This window comes from Streptomyces sp. NPDC127119 (genome assembly GCF_042677425.1).
Classification (GTDB): Bacteria; Actinomycetota; Actinomycetes; order Streptomycetales; family Streptomycetaceae; genus Streptomyces.
The window spans coordinates 52,667-67,722 of the sequence record NZ_JBHXTO010000041.1 but is presented as its reverse complement, the minus strand read 5'-3'; the positions used below and the strand labels follow the sequence as shown (position 1 = coordinate 67,722).

The following is a 15,056-nucleotide window of genomic DNA, read 5'->3' as shown; positions in this document are numbered from 1 at the left end:
GAGGACGAGCGCGTCAGCGCGACAGGGGGGTCCGGGGGCGCAGCCCCCGGGGACAGTGGCAGGAAGACACCCACCGTCACCCACGTGTTCCGTCCAAGGTCTCCCACCCGTCACCGCACCCCACCTACGATCAGTCCCGCTTTGACAGGTGCAGGGCAGTATGCGGAGGAGCGCTCATGGGCACGCAGGGGACGCAGGACACGCAGGACTCGAACGAGGGCCGCACCGGGGGCACCCCGGGCCGGCGCGCACTGCTCGGGGCCGCGGTCCTCGGCGCCGGCGGAGCGGTCCTCGGACTGCCGGGTACGGCGAGAGCCGGCGAGAAGCACGGGAACGGCAGCTACAACGGCGGCTACAAGAGCCTGCCCAAGCCCACGGTCATCGGACACCGCGGAGCCAGCGGCTACCGCCCGGAGCACACGCTCGGCTCGTACCAGCTCGCCCTCGACATGGGCGCGCACATCATCGAGGCCGGCGACCTGGTGCCGACCAAGGACGGCCACCTCGTCTGCCGCCACGAGCCGGAGATCGGCGGTACGACGGACGTCGCCGCGCACCCGGAGTTCGCGGACCGCAAGGTCACCAAGCTCCTCGACGGGGTGTCCACGACCGGCTGGTTCACCGAGGACTTCACGCTCGCCGAGCTGAAGACCCTCCGTGCCAAGGAGCGGGTCCCGGCCAACCGTCCGCACAACACGCTCTACGACGGCCGCTGGGAGATCCCCACCTTCGAAGAGGCGCTGCGCTGGCGCGAGGAGCAGAGCAGGAAGCTCGGCCGGCAGGTCTGGATCTACCCCGAGCTGAAGCACCCCACCTACTTCCGCAAACTGGGCCTCGGCCTGGAGGAGCGTGTCGCCAAGGTGCTGCGCAGGCACGGCCTGGACAAGAAGAACTCGCCGGTCATCCTCCAGTCCTTCGAGCCGACCAGCATCCAGCGCCTGGACAAGCTGGTGGACAACCCCCTGGCCGTGCTCCTGTCCGCGGCGAACACCCGCCCCTGGGACTTCGTGGAGACGGGCGACCCGCGTACGGTCGCCGACCTGGTCAAGCCCGCGGGCCTGAAGTGGATCGCCTCCTACGCGCAGGGCATCGGACCGACCCTCGACCTGATCATCCCGAAGGACGCGAGCGGCAACCTCACCACGCCGACCACCCTGGTCCGGGACGCGCACGCCGAGGGCCTGGTCCTGCACCCGTACACGATGCGCAACGAGAACCCCTTCCTGCCCACGAACTTCCGCAAGGGCACCGACGCGGACGCCTACGGTGACGCCTTCGGCGCCTTCGCCACGTACTTCGCCACCGGCATCGACGGCGTCTTCACCGACAACCCGGACACCGGCATCCTTGCCCGCGAGGACTTCCTCAAGAAGAACTGACCCGGAACCTGATCCAGAACCGGTCCAGAGCTGATCCCGTACCGATCCGTCCGCGATCCCGGTCGTCAACGACCGCGCCCGCGGACCCGGTCGGGTGACGCACGGCCGTCCCGGCAACCTCGCGCCGGGGCGGCCGCGTCGTGCCGCATATGACCCACGACATGCTCGACACGCTGCGCCCCCTGCTCGTCGCCGAGGCCTCGGCCGAGGCATATGCCTCCGGGACCGAGTCCAGTGACCTGGAGCAGGACGTCTGGGTGCGCCTGCTGGAACGCCTCGGCACGGACGGCCCGCCCGCCGATCCGGCCGCCTGGCTGCGCGTCGCCGTCCGCACCGAGGCGCGGCGCGCGGGGCGCACCGCGAACATCGAACGGCCGTACGCGTCCGAGCCCGCCGACGACAGCCGGCCGGGCCCCGAGCAGCTGGCACTCAGCGCCGCCCGGCGCCGCGCCCTGCACGCCGCCGTACGACGGCTGCCGGGCCGCTGCCCGCGCCTCATGGCGGCTCTGCTGTCCCCGAAAGACCTCACCTACCGGGAGATCGCGGGGGAGTTGGGTATCTCACAGGGCAGTCTCGGTCCGGATCGTTCCAGATGCCTGAGTTGTCTGCGCCGAATGCTCACATCGGAGGTTGCGGCGCATGAACGGCGGGGATAGGAGTGAAGGACAACCGGCGGAACAGGTGAGCGGGAGGCATGCACACATGGGCATGAGCGTGACCATCTCGGCGGCGACCGAACAGGACGCCGAACAGATCCTCAAACTGCAGTTCCTCTGCTACCAGAGCGAGGCCGAGCTGTACGGCGACTACAGCATCGAGCCCCTCACCCAGCCGCTGGACTCCCTCAAGACGGAGCTCACGGACGGCACGGTCCTGGTGGCCCGGCTCCGCGACGAGGTGGTGGCCTCGGTGCGCGGTTCCGTGGGCGCGGACGGCACGGCCCGGATCGACAAGCTCATCGTCCATCCGCGGATGCAGCGGCACGGGCTGGGCGGGCGGTTGCTCGACGCGATCGAGTCGCGGCTCGCGGCGGACGCCGGGGCGAAGAGCTTCCAGCTCTTCACCGGGCATCGCAGCGACCGGAATCTGCGGTTGTACCGGAAGCACGGGTACGAGCCGGTGGCGACCGAGCGGGTCGATGAGCGGCTCAGTCTCGTCACCTTGGCGAAGGATGCACAGGCCGGCGCGTTCGTCGCCAGCGCGTAGCGCTCCGCGCGGCGGCCGGTGGGATGCTGCGGGTCCGTCGTGGCTGGCTGCGCAGTTCCCCGCGCCCCTACGGGGCCTTGCGTGACCTGCGCAGCCAGAACATCGCTGTGATCGGGAGCAGGACCGGGATGAACAGGTAGCCCATGCCGTAGTCCGACCAGACCGTGGCGTCGGGGAAGGCCGAGGGGTCGGCCAGCGTCCACGTGCCGACGATCAGGACGCCCGCGAGTTCGGCGGCGCAGCACACCAGCGCCGCCCTGCGGGCCCGCTCGCCGCCGCGTACGAGCGAATAGGTGATGAAGCCGTAGACCAGGCCGGCCACCGCCGACAGCGAGTAGGCGAGCGGCGCCTTGTCGAACTCCGTCGCGATCTGGACGACCGAGCGCGACACGGCGCCGACGACCATCACCCCGTACAGCCAGACCAGCAGCATGCCGGGGCCGCCGATGAGCCGTGTGCGGCCGGGCTTCCCGGGCTGCTCGGGTGTTCCGGGCTCCTCGGGCGCTCCGGCATTCCCGGCGGACACCGCCATCTCAGCCTCCCCAGATGTCGTAGAGCCGTACCTGCAGTACCGCGAGGACCACGCCGCCCGCGGCGACCGTGATCGAACCCCAGCGCGTGCGCTCCGCCAGGGACATGAAGCCCGCCGCCGGGATGCACGCGAGCGCGCCGATCAGATAGGACACGAAGATCGTCGTGCCCTGCTCCGGCTTCTCGCCGCGGGCCAGCAGGACGATGCCGACCACCAGCTGGACGAGGGTGAGGAGCGTCACCACGGCCATGCCGATGAAGTGCCAGTCCTTGGTCGGCTGGTCCCGGTAGGCGGCCCAGCCGCACCAGGCGGCGAGCGCGAGCGCGGCGACGGCCGTCGCGACCGTCAGGGCATCAAGCATGCCGCGACCCTATTACGGGCCAAAAGGCCCGATGCCCTCGCCCCCGGGCTGCCCCGTAGGGTCGAGGGCATGAAGATCCAAGCCGATGCCCTGCTGTTCGACAACGACGGAACACTCGTCTCGTCCCTCGAGTCGGTGTACCGATGCTGGAGCAGGTGGGCCGCGGAGTACGGGATCACCGCCGAGGAGTTCGCCCGGGTCGAGCTGCACGGCCGCCCGGCCGCCGAGATAGCCGCCGACCTGCTGCCCGCCGCCAGGGTCCCCGAGGCCGTCGTGCGCATCGAGCAGCTGGAGGTGGAGGACGTCGTGGGCGGCGTGCACCTGCTGCCCGGGACGAAGGCCCTCCTCGACTCGCTGCCCGCCGACCGCTGGGCCGTCGTCACCTCCGCCACCCGGCGGCTGGGCGAGGCCCGTCTCGCCGAGGTCGGCATCCGCCCGAAGAACCTGGTCGCCGCCGACGACATCACGCGCGGCAAGCCCGACCCCGAGCCGTTCCTGCTCGCCGCCCGGCGGCTCGGCGTGGACCCGGCCCGCTGTGTCGTGTTCGAGGACGCGCCCGCGGGTCTCCAGGCGGGCCGCGCGGCCGGGATGACCACCGTGGCATTGACCACAACCCACCGGGCCGACGAGCTGACCGCGGACGTCGTGGTCGAGGACCTCTCGGCCGTGTCAGCACTGGTCACCGACGAGGGAGTGGAGCTCTCCGTCAGGGACTGAGAGGTGTCCGAGGGGTGTCCACCACTGTCCGTGATGCGGACAGCGGTTCCCAGTCCCGCGCAAAGATCTGCTTTACTTTTCTCATGACCACGACGAGCAGCCGCATCCTTGCGACCGAGGCGACCATGACGCCCGGTGCTCGCTGTATGTGTCGAATGTGCGCCTTCTAGAGGGCCCCCGCACCGCCCCCAGCCTCGCGCCCCGAAGCGAGTCCGCTCACGTCTGCCCGTACGCCCTTTTCGTACGCGACTGAGCCTGCCCCGCGCACGCAGTTCCGCCGAAGCCCGGTTTCTGACGCCACCGCGTCGACGACCGTGCCGCGTTCGACCGAAATGCACCCGTGCCCGGCGCACACCCACGCCCCGCACTCGACAGTGATGGAAACCCCAGTGATCACGACAACAGGCCTGACCAAGGTCTACCGCTCGCGCGGCCGAGAGGTCACCGCCCTGGACGGTGTCGATCTGCATGTCCGCGAAGGCGAGGTGTACGGCGTCATCGGACAGTCCGGCGCCGGCAAGTCCTCCCTCATCCGCTGCGTCAACCTGCTGGAGCGCCCCACTGCCGGCACCGTGAGCGTCGCCGGACAGGACCTCACGGCCCTCGCCGGGCGCGGCCCGCGCGCGGGCAGGGAGCTGCGGCAGGCACGCAGCCGTATCGGCATGGTCTTCCAGCACTTCAACCTGCTGTCCACGCGGACCGTCCAGGACAACGTCGAGCTGCCGCTGGAGATCCTCGGGAAGTCGGGCAGGGAGCGTTCCCGCAAGGCGCTGGAACTGCTCGACCTGGTCGGTCTCACCGACAAGGCCAAGTCCTACCCGGCCCAGCTCTCCGGCGGCCAGAAGCAGCGCGTCGGCATCGCCCGCGCCCTGGCGGGCGACCCGAAGGTGCTCCTGTCGGACGAGGCGACCAGCGCCCTGGACCCGGAGACCACCCGCTCGATCCTCCACCTGCTGCGCGACCTGAACCGTCAGCTCGGTCTGACCGTCCTGCTCATCACGCACGAGATGGACGTCGTCAAGACCGTCTGCGACTCGGCGGCGCTCATGGAGAACGGGCGGATCGTCGAGTCCGGCACCGTCACCGAACTGCTGGCCACCCCCGGCTCCGAGCTGGCCGCCGCGCTCTTCCCGGTCAGCGGCGACGCCTCGGGCGACGACCGCACGGTCATCGACGTCACCTTCCACGGCGACGCCGCGACCCGGCCGGTCATCTCGCAGCTCTCGCGCACGTACAACATCGACATCTCGATCCTCGGCGCCGCGATGGACACCGTCGCGGGCCGGCAGGTCGGCCGTATGCGCATCGAACTTCCCGGGCGGTACGAGGACAACGTCGTGCCGATCGGCTTCCTGCGCGAGCAGGGACTGCAGATCGAGCTCGTCGGAGAAGCGGCCCTGGCGTCCGCGCTGGTGAAGGAAGGTGCCAAGTGACCTGGTCCGAGATGCAGCCGCTGCTGGAGCAGGCGTGTTGGGACACCCTCTACATGGTCGGCTGGTCGACGGTCATCGCCGTCGTCGGCGGTCTGCCGCTGGGCATCCTGCTGGTCCTCACCGACCGGGGCGGCCTGTTGCAGAACACCGTGCTGAACAAGGTCATCGGGCAGGTCGTGAACATCGCCCGCTCGATGCCGTTCATCATCCTGATGGTCGCGCTGATGGGCTTCACCCGGTCGATCACCGGCACCACCATCGGCCGTGAGGCCGCCATCGTGCCGCTCGCGATCGGTGCGATCCCGTTCTTCGCGCGCCTGGTCGAGACGGCTGTCCGCGAAGTGGACGGCGGACTCGTCGAGGCCGTGCAGTCGATGGGCGGCAACACCTGGACCGTCGTGCGCAAGGTCCTCGTCCCCGAGTCGCTGCCGTCGCTGATCTCCAGCACCACGACGACGATCGTCGCCCTCATCGGCTACTCCGCGATGGCCGGCACCGTCGGCGCGGGCGGCCTCGGAGACATCGCCATCCGTTACGGCTATCAGCGCTTCGAGACCGAACTGATGTGGATCACCGTGGCCGTTCTCGCCGTGGTCATCTCCCTCATCCAGTTCGTCGGCGACTACGCCGCGCGGGGGCTGCACCGGCGCGGCGGCCAGTCCGGTGCCGCGCCGCGGCTCAGGCTGCTCAGGAGCAGGGCCGCGGTGAACTCCGGTTCCCGGGCGACCACCGACACCGGCACCGAGGCCGGCTCCGGTTCCGAGGCCGGCTCCGGCTCCGGTCCCGCGGACGCGGGCACCTCCGCCGAGACGCCCGCCGCCGACGCGCACAAGGTCGCCTGAGACCGCCGAGACCTCCGTACGGCCCCACCACCGCGTACGCCACGCCTCCCGTACGCGTCCCCACCCACACCCGCAGACGTCCCCGCACACCCTTCGCGGGGTCACCCAGCCCAAATGGAAAGGCACTTTTCGTGCGTAACACCGTAAAGCTCGCCACCGCAGTCCTCGCCGCCGGAGCCCTCACCCTGGGCCTCACGGCCTGCGGCTCGGACAAGGACGACGCCTCCGACACGAGCGGGCCGCTGATCGTGGCCGCCAGCCCCGTGCCCCACGCCGAGATCCTGAACTACGTGAAGGACAACCTCGCGAAGGACGCGGGACTCGACCTCCAGGTCAAGGAGTTCACGGACTACGTCCTGCCGAACACCGCGACCGAGGACGGCTCGGTCGGCGCCAACTACTTCCAGAACCAGCCGTACCTCGACGACTTCAACAAGAAGAACGGCACCCACATCGTGCCCGTCGTCACGGTCCACCTGGAGCCGCTCGGCCTCTACTCCAGCAAGATCGAGAAGGCCGACGAGCTGAAGAGCGGCGCGACGGTCGCCGTCCCGAACGACACGGTCAACGAGGCGCGGGCGCTCAAGCTCCTCGACGCCAACGGGATCATCACGCTCAAGGACGGCGCGGGCAACGACGCGACCCCCAAGGACATCGCGAAGAACCCGAAGAACCTCAAGTTCAAGGAGCTGGAGGCGGCCCAGACCCCGCGCTCCCTGGACGACGTCGACGCGGCCGTCATCAACGGCAACTACGCCATCGAGTCCGACCTCAAGCCCTCCGAGGACGCCCTCGTGCTGGAGTCCGCCGACGACAACCCGTACGGCAACTTCCTCGCCGTCAAGGAAGGCAACGAGGACGACCCGCGCGTCAAGAAGCTCGCCAAGCTCCTGACCTCCGCCGAGGTCAAGAAGTTCATCGAGGACAAGTACGCCGGTTCCGTCACCGCGTCCTTCTGACCGACCGCTCCGCACCGCCCCGGTCACCCGGACCACCGAACCACCTGAGGAAGGCGCCGACGATGCGCAAGCCCGTCATCTCCGCGGCCGTCGCCGCACTGGCCCTCGGCCTGACCCTGACCGCCTGCGGCGCGAAGGACGAGGGCTCCGGCGGCGGAGGTGACGGCGGCACGCTCGTCGTCGGCGCCACCGCGGTCCCTGCCGGCGAGGTCCTCGCGTACATCAAGAAGGACCTCGCCGCGAAGAACGGACTCGACCTGGAGATCAAGGAGTTCACGGACTACGTCCTGCCGAACACCGCGCTCCAGGAGGGTTCCCTCGACGCGAACCTGTACCAGAACGAGCCGTTCCTGGACGACTTCAACAAGTCCAAGGGCACCGACCTGGTCCCGGTCGTGGACGCGTACCTGCCGCCCATGGGCGTGTACTCGAAGAAGGTCCAGGACGTCGCCGACCTCCCCGACGGCGTCACCGTCGCGGTGCCCAGCGACATCACCAACGAGGGCCGTGCCCTGAAACTCCTCGCCTCCGAGGGTGTCATCACGCTCAAGGCGGGGGCCGGTACGACCGCGTCCCCGGGCGACATCGTGAAGAACCCGAAGAACCTGAAGTTCAAGGAGCTCGAACCGGCGCAGCTGCCGCGTTCCCTGGACGACGTGGCCGCCGCGGTCATCAACAACAACTACGCCCAGGACGCGGGCCTCAGCCCGGCCGACGACGCCGTCCTGCTGGAGTCCGCGAAGAACAACCCGTACGCGAACCTCCTCGCCGTGAAGAAGGGCAACGAGGACGACCCGCGGGTCCGCAAGCTCGCCGAGCTCCTGACCTCCGACGAGGTGCGGAAGTTCATCCAGGACAAGTACGAGGGATCGGTGCTGCCCGTCACTTCAGGGTGACGCGGAACCCAGGCCGTCCCCGGCCCGTTCCCGCTGCGCCACGGTGTCGACTCGTCGACAAGGAGCCGACTCCGTGGTGCAGTTCGGTGCCTGCATGCTGCATGCTGGGCAGTTCAGCAGGCCCGACGGTCCCTGATGGTTACGGAGCGGCGCATGACGAACACCTTCCCCGACATCTCCCTGAACACGGAGCGGTTGGTGCTGCGCCCTCTTGAGGACGAGGACGTTCCGGCCTTCACGGAGATGATGAACGACGAACAGGTCGCGGCCTGGACGTCCGTGCCGCAGCCCTTCACCGAGGCCGCCGCCCGCAGGTGGATCGACGAGTACGCGCCCACCGAGCGCACCGCCGGCCGTGGACTCGACCTGGTCGTCGTGGAGTTCCTCACCCAGCGCCTGGTCGGCATCATCCAGCTCGGCAACACGAATTGGCATGTCCGCTCCACGGAGCTGTCGTACATCACCGCCCCCTGGGCCCGCGGTGAGGGCTACGCCTCCGAGGCGGCGCTCGCCACCGCCCAATGGCTGTTCAACGACCAGAAGTTCGAGCGTCTCGAACTGCGCACGGCGGCGGACAACACCGCCTCCCAGCAGGTCGCGCAGAAGATCGGCTGCATCAGCGAGGGCGTCCTGCGGGGCGCCTGCATAGCGCGCACCCGCACCGAGGACGGGCGCTGGGAGGACCTGCGCACCGACTTCATCGTGTGGGGCCTGCTTCCCGAGGACATCGAGGGCATCGCCGAGCAGCTCGCCGACACCGGCGGTTTCACCGCGTACTCCGACTGGAACTGAACCGGCTGGAACCGAACCGGCTGGAACGGACCGGCCGAGGCAGGAAGGGGCCCCGGCCCCGGCCCGCGTCCCCACCGCGAACCGCACCGGCGGCCCCACCCACGACCGCGCCGAGACCCCCGCCGACACCCCCGGACGTCACGAGGTACGCTCACGGGGCTCCGGGCGCCTGCCCGGCGGCCCGCCGCCCATCCGACGACCTGCGATGACTCCAGGAGACTGACAACGATGGCCGACCGGGTCACGGTGATCGGCTGTGACGGCTCGCCGCTGACGGACGCGGCGCGCTCGGCTCTCGGCGCCGCGACACTCGTGGCGGGCGCGGCACACCACCTCACCCTCCCCGAGGTGCCCCCGGCCGCCGAACGCATCCGGCTCGGCAGCGTCGCCCTCGCGGCCCGCCGCATCACCGCCCACCGCGGCACGGCCGTCGTCCTCGCCGACGGGGACCCCGGCTTCTTCGGAGTCGTACGGACCCTGCGCGACCCCGAGTTCGGCCTGGAGGTCGAGGTGGTGCCCGCGGTCTCGTCCGTGGCCGCCGCCTTCGCCCGCGCCGGGATGCCCTGGGACGACGCACAGGTGGTCGTCGCACACCGGCGCACCCTGCGACGCGCGGTGAATGTGTGCCGCGCCCACACCAAGGTCGCCGTCCTCACCTCACCCGGCGCCGGACCCGCCGAACTCGGACTGCTCCTCGAAGGGGTCCACCGCACCTTCGTCATCTGCGAGGAACTCGGCACCGAGCGCGAGCGCGTCTCGATGCTCACCTCTGACAAGGTCGCCGACCACACCTGGCGCGACCCGAACGTCGTCATCGTCATGGGCGGCCCGGTCACCTCCTCCGAGGGCGGCGGCTGGTTCGCCGGCCGCGACCCGGGCACCGGCCCGCGCGGCTGGGCGCTGCCCGACGAGATGTACGGCGACGAGCTGGGGGAGGGCGAGACCGAGGTGCTGCGCGCCGCCCAACTCGCCCGCCTGGGGCCCCGGATCGGCGACCTCGTCTGGGACATCGGCTCGGGCAGCGGCGCCTTCGCCACGGAGGCCGCGCGCTGCGGCGCCGCCGTCATCGCCGTCGACCGCGACGCGGACGCCTGCGCCCGCACGATGGCGACCGCCCGCCGGTTCGGCGTCCAGTTCCAGATCGCGCACGGCACCGCACCGCACATCCTGGAGAACCTTCCCGAGCCGGACGTCGTGCGCGTCGGGGGCGGCGGTGCCGCGGTGGTCTCCGCCGTCGCCGACCGGCGCCCCGAGCGGATCGTCACCCACGCGTCCACCCGCGACGCCGCCGAACTCATCGGCCGCGACCTGACCGAGCACGGTTACCGGGTCGAGTGCGCCCTTCTGCAGTCCGTGGAACTGGACACCCGCGCGTGGACGGAGAAGGAGCGGAGCGTGGTGTTCCTGCTCTCCGGGGAGCTGGAACGCCGGCCGTAGTTCCGCTTCGGCGTTTCGCGGAGTGCTCCGCCTGGTGCTCCGCCGGGGGGGGGGAGGGGCGATGAGTCGGCTGCCGGTGCGTCGTGGCTGGGCGCGCCCCGCGGCGGAGCCGCACAATGTCCCAGCCCCGCGCCCCTTCGGGCGCCGGGCCGCCCGCTGATCGCCGTCCTGTGATCCTGTTGTCGTACTGCGCGCGGTAGGCTGGCCGATCGTTGTACTGCAATCGGCTTGTCCGGTATTTCGCCGGTCAATGCCCGCGAAACGCACCCATTTTGAGGGGCGTGTGGTACGGCAGAACCGGAGGACGCGCAAAGTGGCGCAGTCCACAGAGGGCCGTGACGGATCACCCTGTCGCGGTGGCGGGCCGACCGCGACAATGCCAGTTAATGGCTTTGTCGACCGGTCGTTCGTGCCGCCCGGCCCGTGTGCTCGTTCTCATGACGGGCGGTCGGTGCGCCGCCCCGGACGAGCAGGTCGTAGGAGCACTAAACCGATGGGCGAGGGGTACGCATGACCGACACCGGCCAGGTCCCGGGCGAGGGACTGCCGGAGAACGCAGGCATGGTGGAGCAGCCGGGCGTCCCCGCCCCCGGTGCGTACACCTACCTCTCCGAGCCCACCGCCGAAGACGAAGACCTGTTGCTGCTGCCGGGCGCCCAGGGTGCGTGGGGCAACGAGGTGGCCCCACCGGTCCCCGTACCGGTCGTCGAGGCCGTCCACGAGCCCGGTCCGCACGAGACGTCGGGCCGCGACAGCGGTTCGGTCGACCTCAGCGCCGTCCGGATGTCGTCCTCCGCGCCGCAGCCGCCCGTCGCCCGTCGCCCCTTGCACCTCGGCCCGCCGACCCCGAGCGGCGCCGGCAGCCCGGTGCGGTCGCTCGCGGACCGCGGTCCGGCGGGGGCTCCGGCCGCCGCGTTCCCCGTACGGCAGGTCGCTCCGGTCGCGTCCGGACCCGAGTACCTCGACGCACCGCGCGACGAGATCGCGTTGCAGGGCGCGTCTCCGTGGGGCGCCCGGGCTCAGGTCCAGGTCGCGCCCCCGGTGGCACAGGTCGTTTCCGAGGGCGCGCCTGCAGAAACGGTCTTCCCGGAGGGTGCGGGGGCGTACGCGGGCGCCCCGGTGACCGCAGGGGCCGCGCCGGTCGCGCAGGCGCCTGACGCGGGGCCTGGGCCGTCGCTCGCCGAGAGCCAGGAGGTGCCCGCTCCGCAGGAGCAGGCCGTCGAGGCTCCGGTGGCGGAGCAGACGTCCGAGGTCCCGCAGGCGCAGGCGCAGGACGCCTCGGGCGCCGACCCGGTGCACGAGGTGCCGTCCGCGCAGCCCGTCGTGGAGCCCACCGAGGCCGGTGCGGACGAAGCGGCGGCGGAGGAGGCGGCGGCAGTGGGTGCCGTACCGGTTCCGGAGGCTCCGCAGGTTGCCGAGCCGGCCGCCGAGGAGGCGTACGTCCCTCCGCAGCCGGAACCGGTGGTTCAGCCCCCGGCCACGGCCACGGCCCCGGACCAGCCGACCGGCATCGCGCAGCCCGGGGAAGCCGTCCCGGCGCCGGATGCCGTCCAGTTCCCGGAACCGGTCCTGGTCCAGGACTACGCGCAGGCCCCGCAGCTCGCCGACGGTTCGCTGTTCCCGCAGGCCCCGGAAGGGGGCCTCGGATCCGAGTACGCCCAGGCGCTCCCCGATTTCCCGCACGCCCCCCAGCCCGCCCCCTTCCCGGCCGCACCCGCCGCCGTCCACTTCGCCCACCCGTCGGACGAGGAGGCCGGACAGTACGCCACCGAGCCCCCCGTCGCCCCGGCTGCCGAAGACGCGACGCAGCACCCCGAGTACGCCGCCGAGGTCCCGCACCCCGTCCACCTGATGGAACCGCAGTCTCAGGACACGGCCGCCCCCTTCGCCGAGGCCGGACCGCAGGCCGCACTCCAGGAGCCGCAGCCGCAGCCTCAGCCGGTGCAGGGCGAGGCCGTCGTCGCGGAGGCCGTCCAGACCCAGGACGCCGCCGAGGCCGTAGCACCCGTAGAGCCCGTGACGGGTGTCGACCCGAGCATCGGCGCCCCCGTCACGGCACAGCAGGCGCAGCCCGACCCCACCGCGCACCCCGAGGTACCCATGGCACCCGCCGACCAGATTCCCGGGGACGAGTCGCAGGGGCAGGCGCCGGGCGAGGCGGCCCAGCCGCAGGACGACCTCCAGGCGGCGCCGGAGCAGCCCGCCGGACAAGCCGCAGAGATCGCCCCGGCCGACCAGGTTGCTCCGGCCGACCAGGCCGGACAGTTCGTGCCGGTCGAGGGCACGGTCCCGACCACCCCGCACCTGGCCCCCACCCCGCCGCACGGCATGCCGGTGACGCCCCTCCCCGAGGAGCAGGCCGAGCAGACAGCCGAAGAGGCGGCGGCCCCGCCCGCGGCGCCCGTCGAGCACTTCACGCCGGAGCCCGCGCCGGAGCTCATGGCTGAACCCGTGACCGAGCCCGCCCCGGAACCGGCACTCGCGCCGATCCCCGCCGCAGGGCACGACACCGCGTCCGACGACGAACTGGACGACGAGCCGATCCTCGTACTGCCCGCTCCCCGGGAGCCCGCGCCGGTCCCCGAGGCCGCGGACGACAGCCCCGAGCCCGTAGTCGCACAGCAGGCGGAAGACCTGGACACCCGGGCCGCCGACCAGGAAGAGAGCACGGCCGCCGTGGCGCAGACACGTGAGTCCACCGGCCCGGCCGCGCCCGGCTACGACGACGCCGAGCGCGAGGCCGTCCTGCGCGTGATGCGCGAGCGCCGCGACATCCGCAACGGCTTCCGCAGCGACCCCATCCCGCACGACGTGCTGCTCCGCGTCCTGGAGGCGGCCCACACGGCGCCCTCCGTCGGCCACTCGCAGCCCTGGGACTTCGTCGTCATCCGCTCGGCGGAGACCCGGCGCTCGATGCACGAACTGGCCGCGCGCCAGCGGGAGGCGTACGCCAAGTCGCTGCCCAAGGGCCGCGCGAAGCAGTTCAAGGAACTGAAGATCGAGGCCATCCTCGACACCCCGGTGAACATCGTCGTCACCGCCGATCCGACCCGGGGCGGCCGGCACACGCTGGGCCGTCACACCCAGCCGCAGATGGCCCCGTACTCCTCGGCGCTCGCCGTCGAGAACCTGTGGCTCGCGGCCCGTGCCGAAGGCCTGGGCGTGGGCTGGGTCAGCTTCTTCGACGAGCGCGAGATGGTCCGCGGCCTCGGCCTGCCCGAGCACCTCGAGGTCGTCGCCTACCTCTGCGTCGGATACGTCGACGAGTTCCCGGACGAGCCCGAGCTGATGCAGTCGGGATGGTCCAAGCGACGCCCGCTGTCCTGGGTGGTCCACGAGGAGACGTACGGCCGCCGCGCCCTGCCCGGCGAGGAGCCGCACGACCTGCTCGCCGAGACCATCACCAACATCCGGCCGCTGGACGCCAAGGCGCTCGGCGAGGCCTGGGAGCGCCAGAAGCGCATGACCAAGCCGGCCGGGGCCCTCGGCATGCTGGAGATCATCTCCGCGCAGCTCTCCGGGCTCTCCCGGATGTGCCCGCCGCCCATCCCGGAACCGGCGGCCGTCGCGATCTTCGCGGGCGACCACGGCGTACACGCCCAGGGCGTCACCCCGTGGCCCCAGGAGGTCACGGGCCAGATGGTGGCCAACATCCTCGGCGGCGGCGCGGTCTGCAACGCCTTCGCCGCCCAGGTCGGCGCCGAGGTCTGCGTCGTCGACGTGGGCGTGGCCTCCGACCTGCCCGCGACCCCCGGCCTGCTGCCCCGCAAGGTCCGGGCGGGCACGGCCGACATGACGACCGGCCCCGCGCTGACCCGCGAGGAGGTCAGGTCGGCCATCGAGGTGGGCATCGAGACCGCCCGCGACCTGGTGGCGGCCGGGAACAAGGCGCTGATCACGGGTGAGATGGGCATCGCCAACACCACGGCGTCGGCCGCCCTGATCTCCGTCTACACCGGCAGCGACCCGGCCGAGGTCACCGGCCGCGGCACCGGCATCAACGACGAGACCCTGGCCCGCAAGACCGAGGTCGTCCGCCGCGCCCTGGAACTCCACCAGCCGGACCCGGCCGACCCGATCGGCGTCCTGTCGGCCATCGGCGGCCTGGAGCACGCCGCGATGGTGGGCCTCCTCCTCGGCGGCGCCTCCCTGCGTACGCCGGTGATCCTGGACGGTGTCAGCGCGGGCGCCGCCGCCCTGGTCGCCCGCGCGATCGCCCCCGAGGTCCTCGCGGCCTGCATCGCGGGCCACCGCAGCGCCGAGCCCGGCCATGTGGCCGCCCTCAACAAGCTGGGCCTGCGCCCCCTGGTGGACCTCGACCTCCGCCTCGGCGAGGGCACGGGCGCCCTCCTGGCCCTCCCGGTGGTCCAGAGCGCGGCCAGGGCGATGCACGAGGTGGCGACGTTCGACTCGGCGGGCGTGACCGAGAAGTAGGCGCGAGTCGTCGGTCTGTGGGCAGGCGTTCCGCAGGGCGGAACGGGTGGGCACAGACCGACGACGGA

At 71.6% G+C, this 15,056-nt stretch carries 13 protein-coding genes; 11 read left to right on the top strand and 2 right to left on the bottom strand.

Annotation, left to right across the window (positions count from 1 at the left end):
* Positions 1-176: 176 nt before the first annotated feature.
* The 3 genes from ACFVH5_RS19840 (at position 177) to ACFVH5_RS19830 (ending at position 2,585) form a co-directional block, all read left to right on the top strand.
* Entirely contained in the window at positions 177-1,379 is a 1,203-nt protein-coding gene (locus tag ACFVH5_RS19840) for a glycerophosphodiester phosphodiesterase (protein WP_385834956.1), read from the top strand.
* A gap of 149 nt (positions 1,380-1,528) precedes the next feature.
* Complete coding sequence (locus tag ACFVH5_RS19835) at positions 1,529-2,035, top strand: RNA polymerase sigma factor (RefSeq protein WP_385834955.1); 507 nt, start codon at positions 1,529-1,531, stop codon at positions 2,033-2,035.
* 46 nt (positions 2,036-2,081) lie between these two features.
* Entirely contained in the window at positions 2,082-2,585 is a 504-nt protein-coding gene (locus ACFVH5_RS19830; RefSeq protein ID WP_385834954.1) for a GNAT family N-acetyltransferase, read from the top strand.
* Between the two features lie 67 nt (positions 2,586-2,652).
* Here ACFVH5_RS19830 and ACFVH5_RS19825 read toward each other — a convergent pair whose 3' ends face one another.
* Both ACFVH5_RS19825 and ACFVH5_RS19820 read right to left on the bottom strand, forming a co-directional pair.
* Positions 2,653-3,018: a hypothetical protein gene (locus ACFVH5_RS19825; RefSeq protein WP_384810311.1), complete on the bottom strand. Its 366-nt coding sequence runs from the start codon at positions 3,016-3,018 to the stop codon at positions 2,653-2,655.
* A 100-nt stretch (positions 3,019-3,118) separates the two neighbouring features.
* The gene (locus ACFVH5_RS19820) at positions 3,119-3,478 is read right to left on the bottom strand and encodes a hypothetical protein (protein WP_107019741.1); all 360 of its coding nucleotides are present in this window, start codon (positions 3,476-3,478) and stop codon (positions 3,119-3,121) included.
* Between the two features lie 69 nt (positions 3,479-3,547).
* On the opposite strand from ACFVH5_RS19820, the gene ACFVH5_RS19815 reads away from it, so the two are divergent.
* From ACFVH5_RS19815 to cobT, 8 genes are all read left to right on the top strand, one after another.
* Positions 3,548-4,195, top strand: a complete 648-nt coding sequence (locus ACFVH5_RS19815) for an HAD family hydrolase (protein ID WP_384810284.1) — start codon at positions 3,548-3,550, stop codon at positions 4,193-4,195.
* 389 nt (positions 4,196-4,584) lie between these two features.
* Complete coding sequence (locus ACFVH5_RS19810; protein WP_385834952.1) at positions 4,585-5,628, top strand: methionine ABC transporter ATP-binding protein; 1,044 nt, start codon at positions 4,585-4,587, stop codon at positions 5,626-5,628.
* Complete coding sequence (locus ACFVH5_RS19805) at positions 5,625-6,470, top strand: methionine ABC transporter permease (protein ID WP_385834951.1); 846 nt, start codon at positions 5,625-5,627, stop codon at positions 6,468-6,470. The genes ACFVH5_RS19810 and ACFVH5_RS19805 overlap by 4 nt, the downstream gene beginning before the upstream one ends.
* 131 nt (positions 6,471-6,601) lie before the next feature.
* Complete coding sequence (locus ACFVH5_RS19800) at positions 6,602-7,429, top strand: MetQ/NlpA family ABC transporter substrate-binding protein (RefSeq protein WP_385834950.1); 828 nt, start codon at positions 6,602-6,604, stop codon at positions 7,427-7,429.
* 62 nt (positions 7,430-7,491) lie between these two features.
* Positions 7,492-8,325: a MetQ/NlpA family ABC transporter substrate-binding protein gene (locus ACFVH5_RS19795; protein ID WP_385834949.1), complete on the top strand. Its 834-nt coding sequence runs from the start codon at positions 7,492-7,494 to the stop codon at positions 8,323-8,325.
* A gap of 153 nt (positions 8,326-8,478) precedes the next feature.
* Positions 8,479-9,117, top strand: coding sequence for a GNAT family N-acetyltransferase (locus ACFVH5_RS19790; protein WP_385834948.1), 639 nt, complete (start codon positions 8,479-8,481; stop codon positions 9,115-9,117).
* Positions 9,118-9,345: 228 nt separating this feature from the next.
* Entirely contained in the window at positions 9,346-10,554 is a 1,209-nt protein-coding gene (gene cbiE / locus ACFVH5_RS19785) for a precorrin-6y C5,15-methyltransferase (decarboxylating) subunit CbiE (RefSeq protein ID WP_385834947.1), read from the top strand.
* A gap of 510 nt (positions 10,555-11,064) precedes the next feature.
* Positions 11,065-14,988, top strand: coding sequence for a nicotinate-nucleotide--dimethylbenzimidazole phosphoribosyltransferase (gene cobT, locus ACFVH5_RS19780; RefSeq protein WP_385834946.1), 3,924 nt, complete (start codon positions 11,065-11,067; stop codon positions 14,986-14,988).
* Positions 14,989-15,056: the final 68 nt, after the last annotated feature.

Bases quoted from the DNA above. Each gene is read 5' to 3' on its own strand.
- ACFVH5_RS19835 (WP_385834955.1), top strand. From the start codon at position 1,529: ATGACCCACGACATGCTCGACACGCTGCGCCCCCTGCTCGTCGCCGAG.
- ACFVH5_RS19840 (WP_385834956.1), top strand. From the start codon at position 177: ATGGGCACGCAGGGGACGCAGGACACGCAGGACTCGAACGAGGGCCGC.
- ACFVH5_RS19825 (WP_384810311.1), bottom strand. From the start codon at position 3,018: ATGCTGCTGGTCTGGCTGTACGGGGTGATGGTCGTCGGCGCCGTGTCG.
- cbiE (WP_385834947.1), top strand. From the start codon at position 9,346: ATGGCCGACCGGGTCACGGTGATCGGCTGTGACGGCTCGCCGCTGACG.
- ACFVH5_RS19830 (WP_385834954.1), top strand. From the start codon at position 2,082: ATGGGCATGAGCGTGACCATCTCGGCGGCGACCGAACAGGACGCCGAA.
- cobT (WP_385834946.1), top strand. From the start codon at position 11,065: ATGACCGACACCGGCCAGGTCCCGGGCGAGGGACTGCCGGAGAACGCA.
- ACFVH5_RS19790 (WP_385834948.1), top strand. From the start codon at position 8,479: ATGACGAACACCTTCCCCGACATCTCCCTGAACACGGAGCGGTTGGTG.
- ACFVH5_RS19795 (WP_385834949.1), top strand. From the start codon at position 7,492: ATGCGCAAGCCCGTCATCTCCGCGGCCGTCGCCGCACTGGCCCTCGGC.
- ACFVH5_RS19820 (WP_107019741.1), bottom strand. From the start codon at position 3,478: ATGCTTGATGCCCTGACGGTCGCGACGGCCGTCGCCGCGCTCGCGCTC.
- ACFVH5_RS19815 (WP_384810284.1), top strand. From the start codon at position 3,548: ATGAAGATCCAAGCCGATGCCCTGCTGTTCGACAACGACGGAACACTC.